The organism is Sulfitobacter sp. G21635-S1 (genome assembly GCF_027213915.1).
In the GTDB taxonomy this organism is placed as follows: domain Bacteria; phylum Pseudomonadota; class Alphaproteobacteria; order Rhodobacterales; family Rhodobacteraceae; genus Sulfitobacter.
On sequence record NZ_JAPWGV010000002.1, the window covers coordinates 368,033 to 391,121 of the forward strand.

Below are 23,089 nucleotides of genomic sequence, written 5' to 3' on the forward strand. Positions count from 1 at the left end.
TCTGTTTTGAAAAGACGTCTGTTGCGAAAAGAAGGAACCCGAGGAAGGTGCGCAATGAATGCGCACCCTACGGGTCATTTGAACCGGTAATTGATCCGACCTTTGGTCAGATCATAGGGGGTCATCTCGACCTGTACCTTGTCGCCTGCCAGAACCCGGATGCGGTTCTTGCGCATCTTGCCTGCCGTATGCGCGATGATCTCATGGCCATTTTCAAGCTCGACCCGAAACGTCGCGTTAGGCAGGAGTTCCTTCACGACACCGGGAAATTCGAGCGTATCTTCCTTGGCCATGGTCTCTCCTTGGTTTACCTGCCCCAAATGCGGGGCACGCTGCTAAATGAGCCTATTGCGGCCAATTTTCAAGGGGTATTCAACGCAATCTCACAGCTATCGCCGCGCCGTCGCGTCCCGATTGCCCCTGCCAATGGCTGCGGTTGAGCACGACGCCATCGCGCCTGACATGGGCAACCTGGGCCAGGTCGACCTCGGCGCAGGTCCAGCCGGGGGCGTTCAGCGCGCCCTCGGCCATGACACCGGTGGGTGGGAATCCGGTGTCCGGCGGGGCAAAGATGCCGCCCGCGCCAAAGCTGGTGCCCAGCGCCTCGGACCAGTCAGCCTCCCCCACAACGCTGGACATGGCGGTGATGCACTGGTTCTCCAGCGCCCGGGCCATCGCGCCGATCCGCACCCGCCAATAGCCCGCCAGGGTTTCGGTGACCGAGGGCACGCAGATGATGTCACATTCCGTCAGCGCCCGGCCCAGCAGGGGAAATTCGCTGTCATAACAGATCAATATGCCGATCTTGCCCAGGGCGGTGTCGAATACCTGAAGCTTGTTGCCCGGGATAACGTCCCAGATTTCGCCCTCGAAACGGGTCATGATCTGCTTGTCCTGCACGCCGATCTGTCCGGTGGGCGTGATCAGCCGCGCGCGGTTGACCGGCCGGGTCCGCGTCGCCGCGGGGGCAGAGGCGGCAACGATATGCACCCCATGCGCGCGGGCCAGTTTCACATGCAGGGCATCGGCCTCCGGCAGCCGGTCGGACACGGCGAACAGCGATGCCTCCAGATCGCCCGCCACCTCCGGGCCCGCCAGGGTGGCCAGTTCCATCGCGGCATATTCGGGGAAGACCAGCAGGTCGGCCCCCTGCCCGGCGGCCTCTGCCACCCAATGCGAAATCTTGTCCTCGTATTGCGCCCAGGATGTCAGCACATCGAGCGGATAGGCGGCGGTGGCAATCTTCATCTCGGTCTCCTTCTCGGGCGCACCATGGGGGGTGCGTGGAAAAGCTGCAAGTGGCGCAGGAGGACCCCGAAGCGCTTTGCGCTACATGCCGGTCCATGGACACAAAGCACAAGCCGGGCCAGCGCCTGCCCGGGGTGGGCGATACTGACCTTGGTTCATGCCACTTTATTTCTCAACCGTGATGAGCCCTATCATGGGAACACCAAGCCTAACTATATCGCCTACCCGTCATGCCAAAGGCATGCCGACGATCAAGGGCGCACCTTTGGTGCGACCGGCGGGCAGGCGCTGGCCCGGCGCCTGCGGCTTGTTCCGGACCTTGGCATGCCTGATCGACGGCGGCTTTGTCCGCTTACAAGTCTTTCGCGCGGCTGTCGGCGAAGATCCGGAAAGTGCCCTCTCCAAGTTCCTCTAGCGCGGATTCAAGGCCGCAGGCCGCCGCGCATCGCCGGGATGGTCCGCTTTGCCCCCCGGTCCATGGACACAAAGCGCAAGCCGGGCCAGCGCCTGCCCGGGGTGGGCGATACTGACCTATGTTCATGCCACTTTATTTCACAACCGTGATGAACCCCATCGAGGGAACACCAAGCCTAACTATATCGCCTACCCGAGCGGCGGGCAGGCGATGGCCCGGCGCCTGCGGCTTGTTCCGGGCCTTGGCATGACCGTTCGACGGCGACCGGACCCGGCCGCCGGACTGCCCCATACCGCGCCCCGGCCCATCAATGCGCCAGCCTCTCGTCAGGCCCGAATGCCGCTATATTCCGCTTTTCTTATGAGGTCTTCGCAAAAACGTCATAAAACCTTGACCCCGGCAGCGGATGCTTTCAAGAAACACGAAACAAGGGGCCAAGCATATGTTGAAAAAGGGCGTCACCCTGCGTGGAATCGAAGTCTTCGAAGCGCTGGCACAGGCCGGGTCGGTGGCACAGGCGGCCATGGCGACCGGGCTCAGCCAGCCCGCGGTCAGCCAGCAGATGCGCAATCTGGAACAGGCGGTCGGGGCCGATCTGATCGACCATTCACGCCGCCCCATGCGGCTGACCCCGGCGGGGGAATTGTTTCTGCGCCATGCCGGGGTGGCCCTGTCGGAACTCAGGCTGGCGCAAAGCGAGGTCACGGTGATGGACCTTGCCCACCTCAAGGAGCTGAGCCTGGGCATCATCGACGATTTCGACAATGACCTGACCCCGCGCCTTGCCACCATCCTCGCCGACAGCCTCACCGGCTGCCGGTTCCGCATGATCACCGACGGCAGTCTTGAACTGGCCGCCGCGATGCAGGCGCGGGCGCTGCACATGGCCATCGGGGCCAGACCCGCCGAACCGCCCGAAGGGGTCACCGAATATCCGCTGGCGCGCGACCCCTTCATCATCGTGGCACCGGCCGGGCTGGACCAGACGCCCGACAGCCTGCTGGCGGGCACCGGGCCGCTGCCGCTGCTGCATTACGCGGTCGAGCAGCTGATCGCGCAACAGATCGGCGGGCATATCGCGCGGGCCGGGCTGACGCTGCCGACCCGGTTCGAGATCGGCAGCCATCTGGCGCTGATGGCCATGGTGGCGCGCGGCATTGGCTGGGCGATCACCACGCCCCTGGGCTATATGCGCGCCGCGCGCTTCCACGAGGCCCTGCAACCGATGCCCCTGCCGCTGCCGGATGCCGCGCGGCAGATCACCCTTTTTGCCGGGGCGGACTGGTCCGACCCGGTCCCGCGCGATATATCCGCAACCATGCGCCGCCTGATGCAGACCCATATGATCGGTCCGGTCACCGCACAGCTGCCCTGGCTGGCCGAGAGTTTCCACCTGATCGAGGACCAGAACCCATGATCCATTCCCGCAGCAAGATCGTGATCCTGACCGGTGCCGGCATTTCCGCCGAAAGCGGGATCGAGACCTTCCGCGCCGATGACGGGCTCTGGGCGCAGCATCGGGTGGAGGACGTGGCCACGCCCGAAGGTTTTGCCCGCAATCCCAGGCTGGTGGTCGATTTCTACAATGCCCGCCGCGCGCAGTTGCCGCAGGTGGAACCCAATGCCGCGCACCGCGCCCTCGCCCGGCTGGAGGCCGAACACGAGGGCGAGGTGATCGTGATCACCCAGAACGTCGATGACCTGCATGAACGCGGCGGATCGCAGCGGGTGATGCATATGCATGGCGAGCTGAAAAGCGCGCTCTGCGCCGCCTGCGATCACCGCTGGCCCGCGCCGATGGTGATGGCCCCGGGCGATCCCTGCCCCGCCTGCGGCGCGCCCGCCGCGCGGCCCGACATCGTCTGGTTCGGGGAAATGCCCTATGACATGGACGCGCTGTTCCAGCACCTGAGCGAGGCGGAAATCTTCATCGCCATCGGCACCTCCGGCAATGTCTACCCGGCGGCAGGTTTCGTCGCCGAGGCCCGCCGCGCAGGGGCCCATACGATCGAATTCAACCTCGAACCTTCCATGGTCGGGAACCAGTTCGAAGAACACCGCACCGGCCCCGCGTCACAGACCGTGACAGATTGGGTCGAAGCCTTCCTGCGCGGCTAGAGCGCGGGTGGGAGCGGGCCTGCAGGCCCCGGGGCGACATGGGGTGCGGTGCGCGGCGCAGAGGACGCTGCCCCCGATCAGTTAGCCCAAGGCCCGGAACAAGCCGAAGGCGCCGGCCCGGCTTGCCTCAACGCTGCGCCATGGCATGAACCCAGACTTCCGCCTCTGGCTCGTGCGGCGCCCGTGTGCCCTCCGTGCGGGCACCAAGCCGCTTCGCCACGGCCTGTGAACGCAGATTCTTGCGGTCGATGTAGCTGTACAGCCGATCCAGCCCCAGCGCTTCGCCGGCCCATGTCCTGACGGCAATTGCAGCTTCTGTGGCAAAGCCTTTCCCCTCGCCCTCCTCGAAGAGATGCCAGGCCAGTTCCACCTCCGGCCAGTTGGAATGCCTGATCAGACCCACGCGTCCGACAGGCTGTCCCGTCTGCTTTTCAACGACGGTAAAGAAGCCGAAACCGTGCCATTGCCAATGTCCGATTCCGGTCAGAAACCCGAACCAGGCCTGTTCCGCCGTGACGGTCTCTCCCTGCGCTTCCAGTGACGGGGCGCTGGTCATGAACCGGGTGAAGGCCGGCAGGTCCTCCCGTTCGGGACCACGCAAGATCAGTCTTTCGGTGGTGAGCACGGGTGCCGCAGATAGTTTGTTCATCAAGCGCCTTTCCAATCGCAAATGAGGGCTGAAGCCAGCTACGGTATAGCCAACGCCCCCGCGCAACTGAAAGAGCCCATGCGGGGCGGTTGTGGATTTTGCCCCTGCGGGCGCGCACCTGACCTTCTGCGGAAGGCGCGCGAAGGTCTGCAATGCGGGACATTGCGGCCATCGAACATGAACACCCAGGGCCCGGAACAAGCCGAAGGCGCCGGGCCATCGCCTGCCCGCCGGTCGGGTAGGCGATTTGGTGAGGCCAGGTGTTCCGCCGATAGGATTCATCACGGTTGAGAAATTAAGTGGCATGAACATAGGTCGGCATCGCCCACCCCGGGCAGGCGCTGGCCCGGCTTGTGTCTCATGTCACTCCGGTCTCGAAACAGCCCTTCGCAGGAAGGTGCGCGAAGGTCTGCAATGCGGACGAAACTGCCGTGCCATTGGCGCGGTGCATACCCCCAAGCGCCTCCGCCCGGCGTCAGCCGGGCATCGCCCGACCTCCCCCCGGAGGGCGATTTTGCACCGTCAGCCAAGCCATGATCCGGTCTGCGGGCTGAAACGTTTCCCATCGCATAAAGGTCTGGAACGCCCTCCAGGTCGGGCGATACCCGGCTGACGCCTCATGTCACTCCGGGCTCGTTCCCGCCCTTCGCTGCAAGACCTGTGAAAGCCTGCTCTGCGGGTTTTGCTGCCGTCGGTCACTGGCGCGCAAGCCCGGAACAAGCCGCTGGCGATTCGCGTCATGCCGGGGGCGGGGAGGCGCGTGACCGCTTTTCAGTTGCTGTGCTTCATCGCGCCGTGATCCGGCTTGCGTTCGTGGTCCACGGGGATCATCACCTGCATCTGGCCCGCTTTTTCAAACGTCAGCGTGACGGCGATTTCGCTGCCCTGTTCCAGCGGGCCGGTCAGCCCCATGAACATCACATGATCGCCCCCACGCGCCAGCTGGTGCATGCCGCCTGCGGGCAGCGCGATGCCATCCTCGATCTCGGACATGCGCATGACGCCGTTTTCATCCTCGCTGTGGGTGTGCAGCTCGACCCGCGCCGCCACATCCGAGCTTACAGCGATCAGGCGGTCATCCTCGTCCCCATCGTTCATCAGCGTCATGAAGGCCGCGCCGCTGGCGGAAGTGGGGGTGGAGCTGCGGACATAGGCGTCGCTGACCATGATCTCGGCAAGGGCGGGGGCGGCAAGCAGCATCGCGGCAAGGGCGGCGGTCAGATGTCGTTTCATATGTCGTATCCTTGGTTGGCGCCGGTGAAAGCCTGGTTCAGACCGTCCGGAAAGAGGCCCGGCCGGGAGGCAGGGTCAGCGACACACAGCCTGTCATCGCCCCGGTTCTACCCCGGCGCGGAACCGGTGACGAGGGGGCAAAACGACACAACCCCGGTCGCGGGGGACCGGGGTTGTGCATAGGTCGGCAGAAAGGAAAGCTCAGCTCAGCGCGTCAGCTTCCGTACCGGATTTCAGGATCGCTTTCTTGATCTTCAGCGCATTGGCGGACAGCTCGGTGTCTTTCGCCTTGGCCAGGAACTTGTCCAGGCCGCCACGGTGGTCAACGGACCGCAGGGCATGTGCAGAGATACGCAGTTTGAACGAACGGCCCAGCGCTTCGGACTGCAGGGTCGTGTCATTCAGGTTCGGCAGGAAGCGACGCCGCGTCTTGTTGTTGGCGTGGCTTACGTTGTTGCCCGTCATCGGGCCTTTTCCGGTCAGTTCGCAAACACGCGACATGGGTTCATCCTTTGATTTAGTGGTGCGGCAACGCAGGCCCGCTGCAACACATAAAAGGGGCCGCGCGATGCGACCCGTAAACTTGTCCGCTGGCTTTAGTGGGAATCACCTTTGGCGTCAAGCCGATGTGACCGAAGTTATGCCCGATGGTCAGGCCACCCGCCACCGCCTGGGGTTGCAAAAATCACGCGAGGGGGCTGCCGCCGCATTTATTTCTTTCATCCGCCAGTCCAATTTGCAACACCTTTGGAATGACCATTCGCCTGCGCGCCCTTCTTGTTCACCTCTTCACCGCCACCGGCGCCGTCTTTGCCATGCTGGCGATGCTGGCCGCGGTCGATGGCAAATGGGACATGATGTTCCTCTGGCTCGTGGTCGCCTTTTTCGTGGATGGCATCGACGGGCCGCTGGCACGCAGATACGACGTCAAGACCAATGCGCCGGAATTCGATGGCGTGCTGCTGGACCTGATCATCGACTACCTCACCTATGTCTTCATCCCCGCCTTCGCCCTGTTCACCTCGGGTCTCATGAACGGCTGGAGCGGCTGGGTCATGATCATCATCGTCACCTTCGCCTCTGCCATGTATTTCTGCGACACAAGGATGAAGACAAAGGACAATTCCTTTTCCGGCTTTCCGGGGTGTTTCAACATGCTGGTGCTGGTGCTCTTTGCCCTGACGCCCGCCTGGTGGGTCTGTCTGATCATCGTCACGGTCCTGTCCGTCGCGATGTTCCTGCCGATCAAGTTCGTGCATCCCGTGCGCACCGAGCGCTGGCGCGGGGTAACGCTGCCGATGGCGCTGGCCTGGACCTTCTTTGCCGGTTGGGCCGCCTGGGGCAATTTCGACGCGGCAAGCTGGTCTCACTGGGGTCTGGTGATCACCTCGGTCTACCTGATCCTGGCCGGTGCCGTGCAGCAGGCATTCTTTGATCCGAAAGACTGACGGCAAGAGGCCGGACGGGGAAGGACTGGGTGGAGGTCTTCTCTGACCGCTGAGGCGAAGCGCAACCCGGGTATCGCCCGACCTGGAGGGCGCTCCAAACCAATGTGTAGCGAGCAGCGTCTCAGCCCGTACGCGGGTCATGTAGTCGCAAAGGTTGCAAAATCGCCCTCCTGTCACGCCAAATGCGTGCCGACTACATACGGCGCACCTCTGGTGCGACGGGAGGTCGGGCGATGCCCGGCTTACGCCGGGCGGGGCGTTTGGGGGTAGGCACCGCACCGACGCGACCTGTGCAAAGCCCGCTTGCCGGGCCTTCACAAACCTTGCGGCGAAGGTCTGGTTAGAGCCCGGAGTTACATGAGGCGTCAGCCGTGTATCGCCCGACCTGGAGGGCGTTCCAGACCTTTATGCGATGGGAAACGTTTCAGCCCGCAGACCGGATCATGGCTTGGCTGACAGTGCAAAATCGCCCTCCTGGGGGAGGTCGGGCGATGCCCGGCTGACGCCGGGCGGAGGCGCTTGGGGGTATGCACCGCGCCAATGGCATGGGCAGTTTCGTCCCGCACATCCGACCTTCGCGCGCCTTGTAGTTAAGATCGGGATCAAGCCCCGAATGACCAGAGGCGCAAGCCGGGCGGGTACGCCCTTGCGCCAGTCTGCGCTTCTGACGGTTTAAGCAAGCGGGCGACAAACGAACTCACATTTCCGCTTGACCTCAACCTTGGTTGAGCCGCCATCAAGGGGCAAATCGCAAAGGATTGCCCATGACCGCCTCGACAACATCCACCCCGAATACCGAATATGTGCCCTGGCGCGAGTTCCTTGGCGCGGGCTATAACGCGCCTCTGCTGCTGGTCTGCCTCGGGGTCTGGCTGCATGCCGCCGACAGCCTCGTCGTGGCCACCATGCTGCCCGCCATCGTGGCCGAGATCGGCGGTGCGGCCTATGTCAGCTGGACCGTCTCGATCTATGAAATCGGCTCCATCGTCGCAGGCGCGGCCAGTGCGCTCCTGACCCTGCGCTACGGGTTGCGGGTGCCGATGGCCGGGGCGGCATTTTGCTTTGCCGCCGGCTGTGCGCTGTCGGCACTCAGCGGCTCCATGGGGCTGGTGCTGGTCGGGCGCAGCCTGCAGGGCCTGGGCGGCGGCGGGCTGACCGCGCTGTCCTTTATCGCCATCGGCGTGCTCTTCCCGCGCCGCCACGCGGCCCGCACGCTGGCGGTGGTCTCCGCCTTCTGGGGGGTATCCGCCTTTCTCGGCCCGCTTCTGGGCGGGTTGTTCGTGGAATATGCCAACTGGCGCTGGGGCTTTGCCTTTTTCGCGGTGCAGGCCCTGGGCCTTGGCCTGTGGATCGCGCTGCGCCCCGCACCCGCCACTGCCGACACCGGCAGCGGGTCGCCCGGCGGCTTCCCCTTCTTCCGCCTTGCCGTGCTCTGCGCGGCGGTGATCCTGATCTCTTCCGGCGGGGTCCGGGTGGAACTGCTGCGCAGCAGCCTGCTGATCCTGGCGGGCATGGCCTGCCTGTGGTGGTTCCTCTGGCGCGATGCCCGTGCGGGTGCCGCGCGGCTGCTGCCCGCTGCCCCGATGAACCCGCGCCAGGCCACCGGCGCCACGCTGCTGATGCTTTTGTGCATCTCGATGGCCACCATCGGCTTGCTGGCCTATGGCCCGCTGCTGATGACGCTGATCCACGGGGTTTCGGCCCTGACCGCAGGCTATATCGTCGCCGCCTCCTCGATCGGCTGGACCCTGACGGCAGTGGCGGTCAGCGGATCGCCCGAGCGGCGCGACCGGCTGTGGATCGGGCTGGGCATGGGGATGACAACCCTCAGCGTTGCGGGTTTTGCCTATGCGATCCCGCATGGGCCGCTCTGGCTGATTGCCCTGTTCTCGGCGATCGAGGGCGGTGGATTCGGCCTTGCCTGGACCTTCATCCTGCGCCGGGTCACGGCGCTGGTCCCGGCAGAAGAAGCAGCCCGCGTTTCCGGCGCCATCCCCACCGTGCAGCGCATGGGCTATGCCCTGGGGGCCGCCTATGTGGGGATCGTGGTCAATGCCAGCGGGTTCCTGGAGATGACTGGCCCGGCAGACGCCGCCCATGTCGCGCGGGTGCTGTTCCTGTCGAGCCTGCCGCTGGCGCTGATCGGGCTGGCGGCAATGGCGGGGTTGTTGCGCCGCCATCCGCATGACGAAAGGCTTCAGATGAGCAGCCCTGCCGCCCCCTCGTGACGCAGCAGCGCCACCTTGGTCTCCACCCCGCCGCGTCCTGAAAACCCGGTCAGCCCCTTTGCCCCCATGACCCGGTGGCAGGGGATGATCACCGGGATCGGATTGCCGCCACAGGCCTGCCCCACCGCCTGCGCGGACACGCCCAGATCGCGGGCAATCTCGCCATAGGTGCGGGTATGGCCAAAGGGGATCGCCGCGATGGCAGCGCAGACCCGGCGTTGCAGCTCGGAGCCCCTGACCCGGAGCGGCAGATCGAAAACCTCCAGCCTGCCGGCATCATAGGCGGCAAGCTGGCGCAGCCCCTCTGTCAGCAGATCGCTGGTGTCGGGCTGCGCCACGGCCCCCCAGCTGACAGCGGTGATTGCGCCATCCTGTTCTGTCAGGGTCAGATCGCCGAAGCGGGTGGAGATATGGCTGCGTTTCATGGTGCCAGAATGACGCGGAATGCCCCTGCGCTCAATCCGGAACCTGCGGGTATCACGAAGGGCAGCGCCAGTGTTGATTACAGACACCCTGGCCCGGAACAAGCCGAAGGCGCCGGGCCATCGCCTGCCCGCCGGTCGGGTAGGCGATATAGTTAGGCTTGGTGTTCCCATGAGAGGGCTCATCAAAGCTGAGAAATAAAGTGGCATGAACATAGGTCAGCATCGCCCACCCCGGGCAGGCGCTGGCCCGGCTTGCGCTTTGGCTCAACAATTTGGCACAAAGGCCGGTTTGGCTTGGCATCAGACAACGTCTGCAAGCACCGATACCCGCACGAGGCCCTCGGCCCCGGCGGTGTCACTGCATTCAGCCTGAATATGGAAAGGAGCCGGTAAAGGTGGCGGCGCCGCCAGATTCGGAAAAACGAGACAGGGCCTGGCCCTGCACCCTGAACGGTTCAGCGTGGCGCGACACTTGCGCGCCTCTGCTCCTGTGGTGCCGAAAGGTGGAAAGTCTTTCGGCGGTCAATCGCGATTGGGATGGGGTTTAGGGCAATGCCGGTTAAAGCCGCGTTTGCCCTGCGGGCGATGGCGGGCGGTGCCGGGCAACACCCGCACCGCCCGCGCGGGGTCAGACCCGCGTGTCCATTTCCCGCACCGCTTCGTCACAGCGTTTGCAGACACCGGGTGTGGCATGGCTGCCCACATCCGGCAGCACCTTCCAGCAGCGGGCGCATTTGCCGCCCTCGGCCTTCTCGAACACCACGGCAACGCCTTCGGCCTCGGGCATGCGGAACGCCTCTGCCGGGGCCGGGTCACCGGTGACCGAAATGTCGGAGGTGATCGCCACATCCTCGAAAGACACGCTTTCCAGTGCCGCGCGCTGATCCGCATCCGCGACATGAACCACCGGCGCGGCCTCAAGCGAGGCGCCGATCACCTTGTCGGTGCGCTGCACCTCCAGGGCCGAGGTCACCACCCGGCGCGCTGCGCGGACCGATGCCCATTTCGCGGCCAGTGCCGGGTCCAGCCAGTCGGCAGGGGTTTCCGGCATATCCACCAGATGCACCGAACTGTCCTCGCCCCCGAACCGCTCAAGCCAGACTTCCTCCATGGTAAAGACCAGCACCGGGGCCAGCCAGGTGGTCAGCCGGTGGAACAGCAGGTCCAGCACCGTGCGGGCCGAGCGGCGGCGCAGCGTGTCGCCGTCGCAGTAAAGCGCATCCTTGCGGATGTCGAAGTAGAAGGCCGAGAGATCCACCGTGGCAAAGGTGAAGACCGCCTGGAACACCCCCTGGAAGTCGAAGCGCGCATAGCCGTCGCGCACCTGCCTGTCCAGTTCCGCCAGACGGTGCAGCACCCAGCGCTCCAGCTCCGGCATATCCGCAGGTGCGACCCGGTCGCTTTCGCTGAAATCGCTCAGCGCGCCGAGCATGTAACGCATCGTGTTGCGCAGCCGGCGATAGCCGTCCGCGACCCCTTTCAGGATCTCGTCGCCGATCCGCTGGTCCGCGGTATAATCGGTCTGCGCCACCCAGAGCCGCAGGATATCGGCGCCATATTGCTGCACGATCTTTTCCGGCACGATGGTATTGCCGATGGATTTGGACATCTTCATGCCCTTGGCGTCCAGCGTGAACCCATGGGTCACCACATTGCGATAGGGCGCGCGGCCGGTGGTGCCGACCGATTGCAGCAGCGAGGAATGGAACCAGCCGCGGTGCTGGTCGGTGCCCTCCATATAGACATCGGCGATGCCGTCCTCTGTCCCGTCAGGGCGGTCGCGCAGGGTAAAGGCATGGGTCGAACCGCTGTCGAACCAGACATCCAGAATATCGGTCACCTGGTCGTAGTCATCCGGGTTCACGATGCCCTCCAGGAAGCGCGACTTGGCGCCCTCCTCGTACCAGGCATCCGCGCCTTCGGCCTCGAATGCCGCGACGATGCGGGCGTTGACCTCGGGGTTGCGCAGCAGGAAATCCGGATCGGTGGGCAGCACGCCCTTTTTCGTGAAACAGGTCAGCGGCACGCCCCAGGCGCGCTGGCGCGACAGCACCCAGTCGGGCCGCGCCTGCATCATCGAATGCAGACGGTTGCGGCCCGATTTCGGGGTCCAGTTCACATTGTCGATCTCGGTCAGCGCCCGTTCGCGGATGGTCTTGCCATGCATGTCCAGCCCGTCGCCCACCACCTTGTCGATGGCGGCAAACCACTGCGGCGTGTTGCGGTAGATCACCGGCGCCTTGGAGCGCCAGGAATGCGGGTAACTGTGCTTGATCTTGCCGCGCGCCAGCAGCCCGCCGACCTCGACCAGCTTGTCGATGATCGCCGCGTTGGCATTGCCCTCCTTGCCGTTCGGCTTGAGGATCGCCTTGCCGCCAAAGAACGGCAGGTCGTCGCGGAACCGCCCGTCGGGGTTCACGTTGTAGGTGATCACCTGCTCCAGCATGCCCAAATCGCGGTAAAGCTCGTATTCCTCAAGACCATGGCTGGGCGCGCAATGCACAAAGCCGGTGCCTTCGGTATCGGTCACGAAATCGGCGGCACGGAAATCGCGCAGGTCGTCCCATTCGCCGCCCGCGCCTTCGGCGCCCGCCAGCGGATGCTGCAGCGACATCCCGGCCAGCTGTGCCGATGTCACATCGCGCAGCCGCCGGTACATGCCCGGTTCCAGCCGCGCCCGGCCCATGACGTCATCCGCCAGCTTGTCGGCCAGGATGTAGCGGTCCCCGACAGAGACCCAGCTTTCCTCCGGCGTGCCGGTCACCTCATAGAGCCCATAGGCAATGTCCTCGCCAAAGACGACGGCCTTGTTCGACGGGATGGTCCAGGGCGTCGTGGTCCAGATGACAACATGCGCCCCTTCGAAATCCTGCGCGACCCGGGTTTCGGCAGCCAGTTCGGCCCCGCGATCGGAGACAGATTCTTCCTCGCCGCCGGTCACCAGATCGGCCAGCTTGAAATCCACCACCTTGAACTTCACCCAGACGGTAAAGCTCTCCTTGTCATGGTACTCCACCTCGGCCTCGGCCAGGGCGGTCTGCTCCACCGGCGACCACATCACCGGTTTTGACCCCTGATACAGCGTGCCGTTCATCAGGAACTTCATGAATTCCTCGGCGATCACCCGCTCGGCGTGGAAATCCATCGTCAGATAGGGATCGGCCCAGTTGCCGGTGATGCCCAGACGCTTGAACTCCTCGCGCTGCACATCGACCCAGCCGGCAGCAAACTGGCGGCATTCGGCGCGGAATTCGTTGATCGGCACCTCGTCCTTGTCGCGGCCCTTCTTGCGGTATTGTTCCTCGATCTTCCACTCGATCGGCAGACCGTGGCAATCCCAGCCGGGGATATAGCGCGCGTCAAAGCCCATCATCTGGTGGCTGCGCACGATCATGTCCTTGATCGTCTTGTTCAGCGCATGGCCGATGTGCAGGTTGCCATTGGCATAGGGCGGGCCGTCATGCAGGGTAAAGGGCGTGCGGCCGGGCTTTTCGCGCAGCCGGTCATAGACCCCGATCCGCTCCCAGCGTGCCAGCCACTCGGGCTCGCGCTTGGGCAGGCCCGCGCGCATCGGGAAATCGGTCCTGGGCAGGTTCAGGGTGGCTTTGTAGTCAAACGTCTCTGGCGTGTCGGCACACATGTCTTGCGTCCTTCGAATCTCGGGGAAAATGGTCAGATCGGTGCGATGGTCTCAAACACCTCAAGCCCGGCGTCTCCAATCGGTCAGAGCGCCGGGGAAATAATTCGAATGAGGATCGCGAAATGCCATGCCATGCCGGGCTTATAATCAGGCACCGCCCGACGGACAAGACCCGACCCCCCTCTCTTTTTGGCCGTAAATATCCCTGGGGGAGTTTGAGGGGGCAAAGCCCCTTCAAGACGTCGGGGAGTTTGAGGGGGCCTGCCCCCTCATCAGCAAAATGGATCGCGCACCGCGTCAGCGGTTCATTCAGACAACGCCATCAGACCGGGCCGCCGCGCAGAAGGCCGCCATCAGATCCGCGTCCTTGACCCCCGGTGCGCTTTCCACGCCGGAGGCCACATCCACCTGCCGCGCGCCGGTCATGGCGATGGCCCGGGCGACATTCTGCGGTGTCAGCCCGCCCGCCAGCATCCAGGGCACCGGCCAGCGCCGTCCGGCAATCAGCCGCCAGTCGAAGGTCAGCCCGTTGCCCCCCGGCAGGACCGCGCCCTTTGGCGGCTTGGCATCCACCAGCAGCTGATCCGCCACCGCGCCGTATTCATCCAGCGCCGCCAGATCCTCCGGCACCGCCACGCCGACCACCTTCATCACCGGCAGCCCATAGCGCGCCTTGATCTCGCGCACCCGCTCGACACTTTCGGCACCGTGCAATTGCAGCATGTCCAGCGGCACGACCGCCACCAGCGCATCCAGAAAGGCATTGTCGGCATTGACCGTCAGGGCAACCTTGCAGATCCCCTCCGGCACCGTGCCCGCGATAAAGGCGGCATCGGCGGGGGCCAGGTAGCGCGGTGATTTTGCAAAGAAGTTGAACCCAAGATAGCGCGCACCGGCCAGAATGGCGGCGGGCACATCGGCGCTTTCGGTCAACCCGCAGATCTTGACGTTGATGGCAGAGGGCATCGGCGCCTCAGCCGGCTTCGTCCAGCAGGGCCAGGACCTCGTCCTTGCCCTTGTGCTTTTCGCCCTTCAGACGCGCCACTTCACGCTCCAGCCTGCGCATCTCGCGCGCCTGTCTGGCCGCTTCGGCCCGTTCGCCGTATTCGCGGATCCATTCCCAGACAAAGCCGATCAGCAGCCCCGCAAGGATGCTGCCCAAGATGACCAGGAACAGCGGCAGCCTGATCTGCGGCGTCACCGCAAACCAATGGGCCACTTCGCCCGGCAGCACCTTCAGTTCCACGATTTCCCGGTTGGCCAGCGCAACCGCGATCAGCGCGACGGCGAAGATCGCGATGCAGAAGTAGCGGATGTAACGCATCATGCTTTCCCGTTCAGCCTGTCCCGGAGCAGCTTGCCGGTCTTGAAAAACGGCACATGTTTCTCTTCGACATGAACGGTTTCGCCGGTCCGGGGGTTCCGCCCCACCCTGGCATCACGCTTCTTGACAGAGAATGCGCCAAATCCGCGCAGCTCCACGCGATCCCCCTTGGACATGGCCCCGGTGATCTCGTCGAAGATGGTATTCACAATGCGTTCGACGTCGCGCTGGTAGAGATGCGGGTTGTCATCCGCAATCTTCTGGATCAGTTCAGACCGGATCATCGCGATACCCCCCAAGGTGCGTCTATTTTTGCGTTCCACATGCCACTATAAAAAGAAACCCCGCCGCCGTGAAGCCGTGCTTGTGCCTGACTTCGACTTTTTCGGCGCGGAACCTCCTGTTTTTTTGGCTTTTTTGCATAACACCCGAGCTGCGGCGCCGCATCCGGGCGAAAAGCGGAAGCTCCCGCAGGCCGGGCGCCGCCGATTCGTTCGGCATGTCACATGACATATCAGCGCCCCTTGATCGGCGCGGCATCCGCCGTATCCGGGCAGCCGTGACAGGCAAAAGGCCCCGCATGTCGCCATGCGGGGCCCTTTGATTTCGTCAAACGCGAGGCGTTTACTTGTCGTCGTCGCCTTTCAGCGCCGCGCCAAGGATATCGCCCAGCGATGCGCCGGAGTCGGAGGAACCGTATTGTTCGACGGCTTCCTTCTCTTCCGCGATTTCGCGTGCCTTGATCGACACGCCCAGGCGGTGTGCCTTGGTGTCGACATTGGTGATGCGCACGTCGACCTTGTCACCGACAGAGAAACGCTCGGGGCGCTGCTCGGCACGGTCACGGCTGAGGTCGGAGCGACGGATGAAGCTCTTCATGCCTTCGTATTCGACCTCGATGCCGCCATCCTCGATGGAGGTCACGGTGACGGTCACGATGGAGCCACGCTTCACGCCGCCCACGGCTTCGGCGAACTTGTCACCGCCGACACCCTTGATGGAGAGCGAGATGCGCTCCTTCTCGACGTCGACTTCGGAAACAACTGCCTGCACCATGTCGCCCTTGCGGTAGTCCTGAATGGCTTCTTCGCCACGCTGGTCCCAGCTGAGGTCGGAGAGGTGAACCATGCCGTCGATGTCGCCGGGCAGCCCCACGAACAGACCGAATTCGGTGATGTTCTTGACTTCGCCTTCGACCTCGGTGCCCTCGGGATGCGTTTCCGCAAAGACTTCCCACGGGTTGCGCATGGTCTGCTTGAGACCCAGGGACACGCGGCGCTTGGCGCCGTCGATTTCCAGCACCATGACTTCGACTTCCTGAGAGGTCGAAACGATCTTGCCGGGGTGCACGTTCTTCTTGGTCCAGGACATTTCGGAGACGTGAACCAGACCTTCGACACCGGGCTCCAGCTCAACAAAGGCGCCGTAATCGGTGATGTTGGTCACGCGGCCAGTGTGCGAGGATTCCAGCGGATACTTGGCGGCCACCAGATCCCAGGGATCTTCCTGCAGCTGCTTCATGCCGAGGCTGATGCGATGGGTTTCCTTGTTGATCTTGATCACCTGCACCTTGATCGTTTCGCCGATGGCGAGGATCTCGGAGGGGTGGTTCACGCGGCGCCATGCCATGTCGGTGACGTGCAGCAGCCCGTCAACACCGCCCAGATCAACAAAGGCACCGTATTCGGTGATGTTCTTGACCACACCATCGACGTTCTGACCTTCGGTCAGGTTGCCGATGACTTCGGCGCGCTGTTCGGCACGGGATTCTTCGAGGATCGCACGGCGCGACACCACGATGTTGCCCCGGCGACGGTCCATTTTCAGAACCTGGAACGGCTGCTTGAGACCCATCAGGGGGCCCGCATCGCGCACGGGGCGCACATCGACCTGGGAACCGGGCAGGAAGGCCACGGCACCGCCGAGATCGACGGTGAAACCGCCCTTGACCCGGCCAAAGATCGCACCTTCGACACGTTCTTCTGCGGCATAGGCTTTTTCCAGACGGTCCCAGGCTTCCTCACGGCGCGCCATCTCGCGGGAGATGACAGCTTCGCCACGGGCGTTTTCGACCTGACGCAGGAAGACTTCGACTTCGTCGCCGACTTCGATCTTGGGCGCTTCGCCCGGATCGGCAAATTCTTTCAGCTCGACGCGGCCTTCCATCTTGTAACCGACGTCGATGATGGCCTGACCGGCCTCGATGGCAATGACCTTGCCTTTGACAACAGACCCCTCTTCGGGGGTGTCCATCTCAAAGCTCTCCTCCAGGAGTGCTTCAAATTCGTCCATAGCATTTGACATGTAGCTTTACGTTTCCTTTTAAGATGTATCTGGCCGTGCGGTTGTCTCCGCCGGTCTTGGGTGTGAATTGGACCTCGGGCCGATCCGGCAGACGCAAAAGAAATAGGGCCGGATGGTTCCGACCCTGCCTCAGTACTGCGTCCGGTGCTGTAATCGCCCCTTAGACAGCCGCGCATATAGGTTATTTGAGGCGCGCGCGCAAGAGCCTCGAATCGCGGATGTTCACGGCAGGCGGTTCCGCGCGGGGTCGGAACGCCCGGAATCAGGCCGGGCGTTCCTGTTCCTTCATGCCAGACGGGCGCGGCGGCGGCGTGCCAGGTGCAGCGCGATCTCGACCGCCGCGATGACCAGCATCGACAGGCCCACCAGCGGAAAGAACACCCCGGCCAGTACCGCAAGCACCAGCAACATGCGCGGCATCCGCCAGTCCGTGGGCATCGCGGGGGTGCCGATGGCCCCGGCCGGGCGGCGTTTCCACCACATGATCGCCGCCGAAACCGCCAGCATGATCATCGCCAGACAGGCCAGCAGCAGCACGATCTGGTTGGCCAGCCCCCAGGCCTGCCCCATGTGGATGCTGACCCCCCATTCAGCAGCCCAGCCCAGACCGCCAAGGTCGGACAGGCCCGCGTCATAGAGCACCGCGCCGGTATATTGGTCCAGGTGGATCACCCGTTCCTGGCTGATGTCGTCGGGATAGACCGAAGCCGTAAATACCCCCTCCGGCCCGCCGGGCATGTTCAGCGCATATCCGGGCGCAATGCCAAGCCCCTCGACCGTTGCGACCACCTGATCCAGCCCTGCCGGAACCCCGTCCGAGGGCCCTGAAACCGGCATCGGCTGCTTTTCCATGATCCAGGGCGCGCGATCGATCGCATCGCCCACCGGCACCGTGGAAACCGGCAGTTTGGACCAATAGCCATCGGGCATGCCCAGCCCCGCGGCATAGGACAGGTCATAGAATTTCCCGCCCCAGACCGAGGACCAGGGCAATCCGGTCATGGCAAGGAAGACGATGAACGCGCCGGTGTAGATCCCCGTCACCGCATGCAGGTCGCGCCACCAGGGCCGCCCTTTCGTGGCCTTGATCGACATTGTGCCCAGTTTCCTGCCGCGCGGCCACCACAGGTAAATGCCGGTGCCCACCAGCAGCACCATCCAGCCTGCCGCCGCTTCGATCAGCCGGTTGCCCAGCCAGCCGACATATTCCAACGAGTGCAGCTTGCGCACGACATACATCGCCGGGCTGCCGGAGGGGCCTGCGTCCCATTGGCTGCCCAGCACTTCGCCGGAATAGGGGTTCACAAAGACGGTATCCTTGAGCCCCTCCGCACCGAGAATGCGGACCTCTGCCGCGCGGTCGGGGGCGGCGGCGGGCGTATAGGCCTTGAGCGTGCCGGGATGGCTGGCCAGCGCGGCGGCGGTCAGCAGCGAGGGGGCAAGCGGGGCGGTGGCCTGCGGTTCGACCAGCCGCAGCTTGGCATAGGCGGCGGTGTTGAATTCATCCTTGAACAGATAGATCGCCCCGGTGGTGGCGATGATCAGCAGGAAGGGCAGGATGATCAGCCCGGCGATGAAGTGCCAGCGCCAGACCGCGCGATAGAGCGCGGAATCACCCGCGCTGCGTGTAGATGTAGGGGTCATGTCCCGTGGTTCCTTGAGATTTGTTTGCCCGCTCCGGGTCGTGCCGGAGCGGGAGAATGCATCGGCGCCGGTTCAGCCAGCGATCAGCTTGCGGATCTTGCCCACCGCGCTGTCGAAATCTTCCTGATAGGCGATGGGCTGGGCGAAGCGCCCGCGATCATCAAAGAGCAGCACAAAGGCCGAGTGATCCATCGTATAGCCGCCCTCGCTCAGCGGGACCTTCTGCGCATAGATGCGGAAGGCCCTGATCGCCTTGTCGATTTCCGCGCGCGAGCCGGAAACACCGGTCACCCCCGGCACCCAGGAGACATAATCCCCCAGCATCTCGGGCGTATCGCGTTCGGGATCGACGGTGACAAAGAACACCCGGAGTTCCTCGCCCTCCTCGGCCAGTGCCTCCTGCCAGCCGGAGACATCGCCCAGCGTGGTCGGGCAGACCTCGGGGCAATGGGCAAAGCCGAAGAACACGGCAGAGGGGGTGCCCCTGAGCGTGTCCTGGGTGAAGGTGCCGCCGTCGGTCATGGTCAGGCTGTAGTCGCCCCGCCCGAGTTCATCGGCAACCGATCTGTTGAGGCGCGGTTCAAGCACGGTGAACCAGCCCAGGGCCAGAAGCGCGATCAGCGTGATGCCCCAGAGGCCGATCAGGAATTTCCTGCGTTGTGAGGTCATGACGGGGTCACTCGCTCTTCTTGTGATGCGCATCATGTCCGCCATGCGCGTCATGCGCCGTGCCGTCGCGGGCCAGCACCGGCATGGTCAGCGTCACCGCGCCCGCCTTTTCAAAGGTCAGGGTGACCTCGGCTTTGTCGCCCTCGGTCATCGGGCCGGAGAGGTCCATGAACATGATGTGAAAGCCGCCGGGTTTCAGCATCACCGTTTCGCCCGCGGGAATCGGCAGGCCGTTCTCAAGCGCGCGCATCTTCATGACCTCGCCCTGCATCGCCATCTCGTGTATTTCCACCCGCGCGGCGGCGTCGGAAGAGGCGGCAATCAGGGTATCGTCGCTGTCGCCGCCATTGGTGACGGTCAAAAAACCGCCCGCGACGGGCTGGTTCGGCAGGGTCGCCCGGACAAAGTAGGCCGACAGTTCGAGATCGCCCAGGGTCACCATTTCATCGGCGGGCATGTCCATCGCCGCATGGCCGTGGCCGTGGCCGTGACCGTCGCTGCCGGCAACAAGGGTCAGCCCCGGCGCAGGGTTTGGCACATCATGCGATCCGCTGGTGTCGGTCCAGTCCGCGGTTCCGCTGGCGCAGGTTTGCAGGGCCGGGAAATAGAGCGTCTCGCCGGGGGTCAAGCCGGGGCCGACGGTGCCGCGCAGGGTGAATTCGTCATAAAAGGCGTCGGGCAGATCGCCCCCCGACCAGATCACCGCCCGCACCCCTTCGGTCATTTCCTTGCCGTGGTTGTCATAGGGTGTGGCATAGGCGCCGGTTTCGGTGGTCAGTTCCCAGCCCGCTTTCGGCATCGGCTTGGCCGCATAGAAGCCTTCAGGAATGTCGATGCGCAGGCTATGGGTCGCTTCGCCCGCGCAGCCGTGCGGGACACGCAGGGTCACCTTGGTGGTGGCGCCCACTGCCGCCTGTTTCTGTTCCAGCGTGGCATGGGCATGGGCGGTGCCTGCCAGCAAGGCAAGGCAGAGGGCCGCAATTGATGTGGTCTTTGGATAGGTCATGAGAGTCTCCACAGAGATCCGGGCGCTGGCGGAAGGCGCGCCCAACAATGAATTCGCACCGGAGCACCGGCACGGATGGATTGAACTCAGGTGAAGAGAGGGGGTGCGCGAACGCCAACCGGGGCCGAAAGCCGCGCGTGGCCCGCAACAAGGTCGGGCCGGCCGGCCTGAACAAAGACCGGCTGCACCCGCTGCGACAGGTCGGGTGCGCGGGCGGCGGCGGCCCTGGGCAGTATATGGCAGAAGGGGCAGCGATGATCCGAGGCCTCTGCATCCAGACCGCACAGGTCTCCGGCGAGGCTGCCCATGGCGATGAAGGCTTCCATGCGCAGGGCATCGTCGCGATCGGGGGCCATGTGATGGGCCGACACGGCACTGAGCACCGCGAGCATAAGCGTGGTGCAGTATGCCAGTATGGTTTTGCGCAGGCCCTGTGTCATGCGGGTTTAACTGCCGCAAACCGGGGCAAAGGGGAAGTGGGAAAATCTGCGACATAAAGCGCCGCAGTTGCCCCCGGGGTCGGGGAGCAGCGCAGGCTCAGGCCTAACAGGCCGCTGAAAAATGCCGGGCATTGCCGTTGGGCAGAGAAATTGTTCCTTGCACAGGCAGTTGTTCGGATCACAGAGGGCCGCGCCCGATCCTGGGAGGGCGCGTTCCAGACGTTTGAATAAGGCATAGCGCCTGAAATACTATGTATTATCAATGCATTGCGTGACGCTGCAAAAGCGCCCTCCCGTTTTGCCGGAGGCAAACCTTCGGTTTGACGGGAGGGTCGGGCGCGGCCCGGGCTTTCAGCCCGCGCCAAGGGGTGTAGCGGCCGCATCGGCGCACAATTTACCGGTTGCGGCTTGGCAAACCGCAAACAGACTCGTTTTTCAGCAGCTGGTTAAAAGATAAAGTCCCCGGCATCGAGGTCAGCCAGGGCCACCGAAAGCAGGGTGATCTGCTGCGCGGCGCTGGCGGTGATCACGACGTTGTCGCCCTGTTGCACCATATGGTTGCCCGACAGGTCGGCGAAATCGGTAATCTCCGACACCCCGGACAGGTCGATGATCTCGAAAGGATTGGTGGCTTCAAAATCCGCCACCGTGTCGTTGCCGTCGCCATCCACGAAGACAAAGCAATCGGCGTTGAAATTGCCGGTCAGCAGGTCGTTTCCCTGCCCGCCCCGCAGGGTGTCAAAGCCTGATCCGCCGAGAATACGGTCGTCTCCGTCGCCGCCCTCCAGCATGTCGTTGCCCTGATCGCCGAACAGGGTGTCATTGCCCTCGCCGCCCCGGATGTGATCATTGTCGTCGCCGCCGCTGAGCCGGTCCGCCCCGGCATCGCCCCAAAGCTGATCCAGCCCCACGCCGCCCCAGATCGTATCGTCGCCACTGCCGCCAAACAGGCTGTCGGCGTTGGTGCCACCTTCGATACTGTCGTTGCCAGCGCCGCCATAGATCGTGTCGAAGCCGCCCCAGCCTTCGAGAAAGTCGTTGCCGCTGCCGCCATCGAGGAAATCATTGCCGATCCCGGCGCGCAGCACATCGTCATCGTCGCCGCCCCAGAGGTGATCGTCGCCGTCCTCGCCAAAGAGCCGATCGGCATCCAGCCCCCCGGCGATGCTGTCATTGCCGCTGCCGCCAAAGATCGTGTCATCGCCGGTGGCACCGTCCACCACGTCATCGCCCCCGTTGGCATAGATGACCTCATAGGCGCCGGTCCCGGCCTGGGCCACGCCCTGCACATTCCCGCGGATGTATTCGGAAGTTTCGAACCCGTTGAAGCCGTCATCGCTGTGGACCACGTTCCTGATTCGCAGGTGCAGGCTTTCGTAATGGTCGAAGGGCACGAAGTTGACCTCGTTGTGATAGGCCACCTCGGTCAGCTCTTCTTCGGTCGGAACGTTGATGAAATGCAGCTCGTCGCCCCCGTGGCGCGACCCGTCCAGCGCGTAAAAGACATTGTCGCCGATCTGCAGGAACTGCTGCGGACCCAGTCCCAGTTCCGCGGCACTGTGCCCCTCGCCATAGGAGGTGAAGGACACGATGCGCACAAGGACGCTGGTGCCGTCAGCAATCCTGACACTTGCCGGCAGGGCGTTCAGGTCGATCGGATACCCTTCGATCATGATGACATCCCGCGTCGGCTCAAAGTCGTTGATCCGCCCCACCACCGGCGCGTTCACCAGATGGATGTTGGTGAAGTTGAAGATGTCGGCCCCTTCGCCGCCGTAGACGTGATGGCCCTGACGCCCGAAGTCATTGCGCAGGTCGAGGTTGAACAGATCATCCCCGATATCGCCCCTGAGATGTATCTGGCCAATATCGGACACCGACGCCGTCAGCGTGTCATCGCCCTGCCCGCCGTCGAGACTCTGCATGCCGATTCCACTGATGGAAAGCGAATAGCCCGCTGAGCGGACATCTGTGAAAGGCGGCATCTAAAGGGCTCCCGACCGTGTAGAGAGCGCAATGATAGGGAGGCGATCAGGGGGAGCGCAACGGATCAGGAGCAGGAATCCAGAAACTAACTGTTTCCGCTAAGTGTCAGCGCGGGCTTTGTGGTCTGCGCTGCGCCCGGAAATGAGACAGGCACGCCGACCGGAGCCGGCTGCCTCAGATTGCTGACAAACCTGGAAACGGCTGCCGCCGGAGGTAAATCGTTCTTCTGCGCTCAGCGTTACGTTTTCGAACGAAGGGCCGCGCCCGAGCCTGGGAGGGCGCATTGAGACGCGCATTCGGAGCGCCTCCCTT

The 23,089-nt window shown here is 63.9% G+C and carries 21 protein-coding genes; 5 read left to right on the top strand and 16 right to left on the bottom strand.

Going from position 1 to position 23,089, the window contains the following annotated elements:
- Window positions 1-74 precede the first annotated feature (74 nt).
- Window positions 75-293 (bottom strand): translation initiation factor IF-1, encoded by a 219-nt coding sequence (infA, locus tag O4H53_RS04005; RefSeq protein WP_005978431.1) that lies wholly within the window; start codon window positions 291-293, stop codon window positions 75-77.
- 79 nt (window positions 294-372) lie between these two features.
- Window positions 373-1,248 carry a carbon-nitrogen hydrolase family protein gene (locus tag O4H53_RS04010; protein WP_269361580.1) on the bottom strand — a complete coding sequence of 292 codons (876 nt, stop codon included), beginning with the start codon at window positions 1,246-1,248 and terminating at the stop codon, window positions 373-375.
- Between the two features lie 241 nt (window positions 1,249-1,489).
- On the opposite strand from O4H53_RS04010, the gene O4H53_RS04015 reads away from it, so the two are divergent.
- From O4H53_RS04015 to cobB, 3 genes are all read left to right on the top strand, one after another.
- Window positions 1,490-1,663, top strand: coding sequence for a hypothetical protein (locus tag O4H53_RS04015; RefSeq protein ID WP_269361581.1), 174 nt, complete (start codon window positions 1,490-1,492; stop codon window positions 1,661-1,663).
- A gap of 442 nt (window positions 1,664-2,105) precedes the next feature.
- The gene (locus O4H53_RS04020) at window positions 2,106-3,080 is read left to right on the top strand and encodes a LysR family transcriptional regulator (protein WP_114276010.1); all 975 of its coding nucleotides are present in this window, start codon (window positions 2,106-2,108) and stop codon (window positions 3,078-3,080) included.
- Window positions 3,077-3,781, top strand: coding sequence for a Sir2 family NAD+-dependent deacetylase (cobB, locus tag O4H53_RS04025; RefSeq protein ID WP_269361582.1), 705 nt, complete (start codon window positions 3,077-3,079; stop codon window positions 3,779-3,781). The genes O4H53_RS04020 and cobB overlap by 4 nt, the downstream gene beginning before the upstream one ends.
- Window positions 3,782-3,908: 127 nt before the next feature.
- Here cobB and O4H53_RS04030 read toward each other — a convergent pair whose 3' ends face one another.
- The 3 genes from O4H53_RS04030 to rpmB form a co-directional block, all read right to left on the bottom strand.
- Window positions 3,909-4,430: a GNAT family N-acetyltransferase gene (locus O4H53_RS04030; RefSeq protein ID WP_269361583.1), complete on the bottom strand. Its 522-nt coding sequence runs from the start codon at window positions 4,428-4,430 to the stop codon at window positions 3,909-3,911.
- A gap of 771 nt (window positions 4,431-5,201) precedes the next feature.
- Entirely contained in the window at window positions 5,202-5,663 is a 462-nt protein-coding gene (locus O4H53_RS04035; protein ID WP_269361584.1) for a copper chaperone PCu(A)C, read from the bottom strand.
- Window positions 5,664-5,864: 201 nt separating this feature from the next.
- Complete coding sequence (gene rpmB, locus O4H53_RS04040) at window positions 5,865-6,164, bottom strand: 50S ribosomal protein L28 (protein ID WP_114273540.1); 300 nt, start codon at window positions 6,162-6,164, stop codon at window positions 5,865-5,867.
- Between the two features lie 251 nt (window positions 6,165-6,415).
- On the opposite strand from rpmB, the gene O4H53_RS04045 reads away from it, so the two are divergent.
- Together O4H53_RS04045 and O4H53_RS04050 are read left to right on the top strand one after the other, a co-directional pair.
- Window positions 6,416-7,111 (top strand): CDP-alcohol phosphatidyltransferase family protein, encoded by a 696-nt coding sequence (locus O4H53_RS04045; protein WP_269361585.1) that lies wholly within the window; start codon window positions 6,416-6,418, stop codon window positions 7,109-7,111.
- A 764-nt stretch (window positions 7,112-7,875) separates the two neighbouring features.
- Window positions 7,876-9,339, top strand: coding sequence for an MFS transporter (locus O4H53_RS04050; protein WP_269361586.1), 1,464 nt, complete (start codon window positions 7,876-7,878; stop codon window positions 9,337-9,339).
- Here O4H53_RS04050 and O4H53_RS04055 read toward each other — a convergent pair.
- The 11 genes from O4H53_RS04055 to O4H53_RS04105 form a co-directional block, all read right to left on the bottom strand.
- Window positions 9,309-9,764: a methylated-DNA--[protein]-cysteine S-methyltransferase gene (locus O4H53_RS04055; protein ID WP_269361587.1), complete on the bottom strand. Its 456-nt coding sequence runs from the start codon at window positions 9,762-9,764 to the stop codon at window positions 9,309-9,311. The genes O4H53_RS04050 and O4H53_RS04055 overlap by 31 nt on opposite strands.
- Window positions 9,765-10,392: 628 nt before the next feature.
- The gene (gene ileS, locus O4H53_RS04060; RefSeq protein ID WP_269361588.1) at window positions 10,393-13,404 is read right to left on the bottom strand and encodes an isoleucine--tRNA ligase; all 3,012 of its coding nucleotides are present in this window, start codon (window positions 13,402-13,404) and stop codon (window positions 10,393-10,395) included.
- Between the two features lie 309 nt (window positions 13,405-13,713).
- A complete protein-coding gene (locus tag O4H53_RS04065) occupies window positions 13,714-14,370 on the bottom strand; it encodes a phosphoribosylanthranilate isomerase (protein ID WP_269361589.1) in 657 nt (218 codons plus the stop codon).
- A 7-nt stretch (window positions 14,371-14,377) separates the two neighbouring features.
- Window positions 14,378-14,728: a LapA family protein gene (locus tag O4H53_RS04070; RefSeq protein WP_269361590.1), complete on the bottom strand. Its 351-nt coding sequence runs from the start codon at window positions 14,726-14,728 to the stop codon at window positions 14,378-14,380.
- Entirely contained in the window at window positions 14,728-15,012 is a 285-nt protein-coding gene (ihfB, locus tag O4H53_RS04075; protein ID WP_067297179.1) for an integration host factor subunit beta, read from the bottom strand. The genes O4H53_RS04070 and ihfB overlap by 1 nt, the downstream gene beginning before the upstream one ends.
- A 340-nt stretch (window positions 15,013-15,352) precedes the next feature.
- Complete coding sequence (gene rpsA / locus O4H53_RS04080) at window positions 15,353-17,020, bottom strand: 30S ribosomal protein S1 (protein WP_114273547.1); 1,668 nt, start codon at window positions 17,018-17,020, stop codon at window positions 15,353-15,355.
- A 297-nt stretch (window positions 17,021-17,317) separates the two neighbouring features.
- The gene (locus O4H53_RS04085; RefSeq protein WP_269361591.1) at window positions 17,318-18,676 is read right to left on the bottom strand and encodes a PepSY-associated TM helix domain-containing protein; all 1,359 of its coding nucleotides are present in this window, start codon (window positions 18,674-18,676) and stop codon (window positions 17,318-17,320) included.
- Between the two features lie 72 nt (window positions 18,677-18,748).
- On the bottom strand, window positions 18,749-19,345 hold the full coding sequence (locus O4H53_RS04090) for an SCO family protein (RefSeq protein WP_269361592.1): 597 nt from the start codon (window positions 19,343-19,345) through the stop codon (window positions 18,749-18,751).
- Window positions 19,346-19,352: 7 nt separating this feature from the next.
- Window positions 19,353-20,351, bottom strand: a complete 999-nt coding sequence (locus tag O4H53_RS04095; RefSeq protein WP_269361593.1) for a DUF1775 domain-containing protein — start codon at window positions 20,349-20,351, stop codon at window positions 19,353-19,355.
- 86 nt (window positions 20,352-20,437) lie between these two features.
- Window positions 20,438-20,791, bottom strand: a complete 354-nt coding sequence (locus O4H53_RS04100) for a hypothetical protein (RefSeq protein ID WP_269361594.1) — start codon at window positions 20,789-20,791, stop codon at window positions 20,438-20,440.
- Window positions 20,792-21,237: 446 nt separating this feature from the next.
- Window positions 21,238-22,716 carry a calcium-binding protein gene (locus O4H53_RS04105; RefSeq protein ID WP_269361595.1) on the bottom strand — a complete coding sequence of 493 codons (1,479 nt, stop codon included), beginning with the start codon at window positions 22,714-22,716 and terminating at the stop codon, window positions 21,238-21,240.
- Window positions 22,717-23,089: the final 373 nt, after the last annotated feature.

Excerpts from the sequence above, each read along its gene's own strand:
- O4H53_RS04105 (WP_269361595.1), bottom strand. The coding sequence starts at position 22,716 with ATGCAGAGTCTCGACGGCGGGCAGGGCGATGACACGCTGACGGCGTCG.
- O4H53_RS04050 (WP_269361586.1), top strand. The coding sequence starts at position 7,876 with ATGACCGCCTCGACAACATCCACCCCGAATACCGAATATGTGCCCTGG.
- O4H53_RS04100 (WP_269361594.1), bottom strand. The coding sequence starts at position 20,791 with ATGACACAGGGCCTGCGCAAAACCATACTGGCATACTGCACCACGCTT.
- O4H53_RS04090 (WP_269361592.1), bottom strand. The coding sequence starts at position 19,345 with ATGACCTCACAACGCAGGAAATTCCTGATCGGCCTCTGGGGCATCACG.
- rpsA (WP_114273547.1), bottom strand. The coding sequence starts at position 17,020 with ATGGACGAATTTGAAGCACTCCTGGAGGAGAGCTTTGAGATGGACACC.
- cobB (WP_269361582.1), top strand. The coding sequence starts at position 3,077 with ATGATCCATTCCCGCAGCAAGATCGTGATCCTGACCGGTGCCGGCATT.
- O4H53_RS04045 (WP_269361585.1), top strand. The coding sequence starts at position 6,416 with ATGACCATTCGCCTGCGCGCCCTTCTTGTTCACCTCTTCACCGCCACC.
- ihfB (WP_067297179.1), bottom strand. The coding sequence starts at position 15,012 with ATGATCCGGTCTGAACTGATCCAGAAGATTGCGGATGACAACCCGCAT.
- O4H53_RS04070 (WP_269361590.1), bottom strand. The coding sequence starts at position 14,728 with ATGCGTTACATCCGCTACTTCTGCATCGCGATCTTCGCCGTCGCGCTG.
- O4H53_RS04095 (WP_269361593.1), bottom strand. The coding sequence starts at position 20,351 with ATGACCTATCCAAAGACCACATCAATTGCGGCCCTCTGCCTTGCCTTG.
- O4H53_RS04055 (WP_269361587.1), bottom strand. The coding sequence starts at position 9,764 with ATGAAACGCAGCCATATCTCCACCCGCTTCGGCGATCTGACCCTGACA.
- O4H53_RS04020 (WP_114276010.1), top strand. The coding sequence starts at position 2,106 with ATGTTGAAAAAGGGCGTCACCCTGCGTGGAATCGAAGTCTTCGAAGCG.
- O4H53_RS04030 (WP_269361583.1), bottom strand. The coding sequence starts at position 4,430 with ATGAACAAACTATCTGCGGCACCCGTGCTCACCACCGAAAGACTGATC.
- O4H53_RS04035 (WP_269361584.1), bottom strand. The coding sequence starts at position 5,663 with ATGAAACGACATCTGACCGCCGCCCTTGCCGCGATGCTGCTTGCCGCC.
- rpmB (WP_114273540.1), bottom strand. The coding sequence starts at position 6,164 with ATGTCGCGTGTTTGCGAACTGACCGGAAAAGGCCCGATGACGGGCAAC.
- ileS (WP_269361588.1), bottom strand. The coding sequence starts at position 13,404 with ATGTGTGCCGACACGCCAGAGACGTTTGACTACAAAGCCACCCTGAAC.
- O4H53_RS04065 (WP_269361589.1), bottom strand. The coding sequence starts at position 14,370 with ATGCCCTCTGCCATCAACGTCAAGATCTGCGGGTTGACCGAAAGCGCC.
- O4H53_RS04015 (WP_269361581.1), top strand. The coding sequence starts at position 1,490 with ATGCCGACGATCAAGGGCGCACCTTTGGTGCGACCGGCGGGCAGGCGC.
- O4H53_RS04010 (WP_269361580.1), bottom strand. The coding sequence starts at position 1,248 with ATGAAGATTGCCACCGCCGCCTATCCGCTCGATGTGCTGACATCCTGG.
- O4H53_RS04085 (WP_269361591.1), bottom strand. The coding sequence starts at position 18,676 with ATGACCCCTACATCTACACGCAGCGCGGGTGATTCCGCGCTCTATCGC.
- infA (WP_005978431.1), bottom strand. The coding sequence starts at position 293 with ATGGCCAAGGAAGATACGCTCGAATTTCCCGGTGTCGTGAAGGAACTC.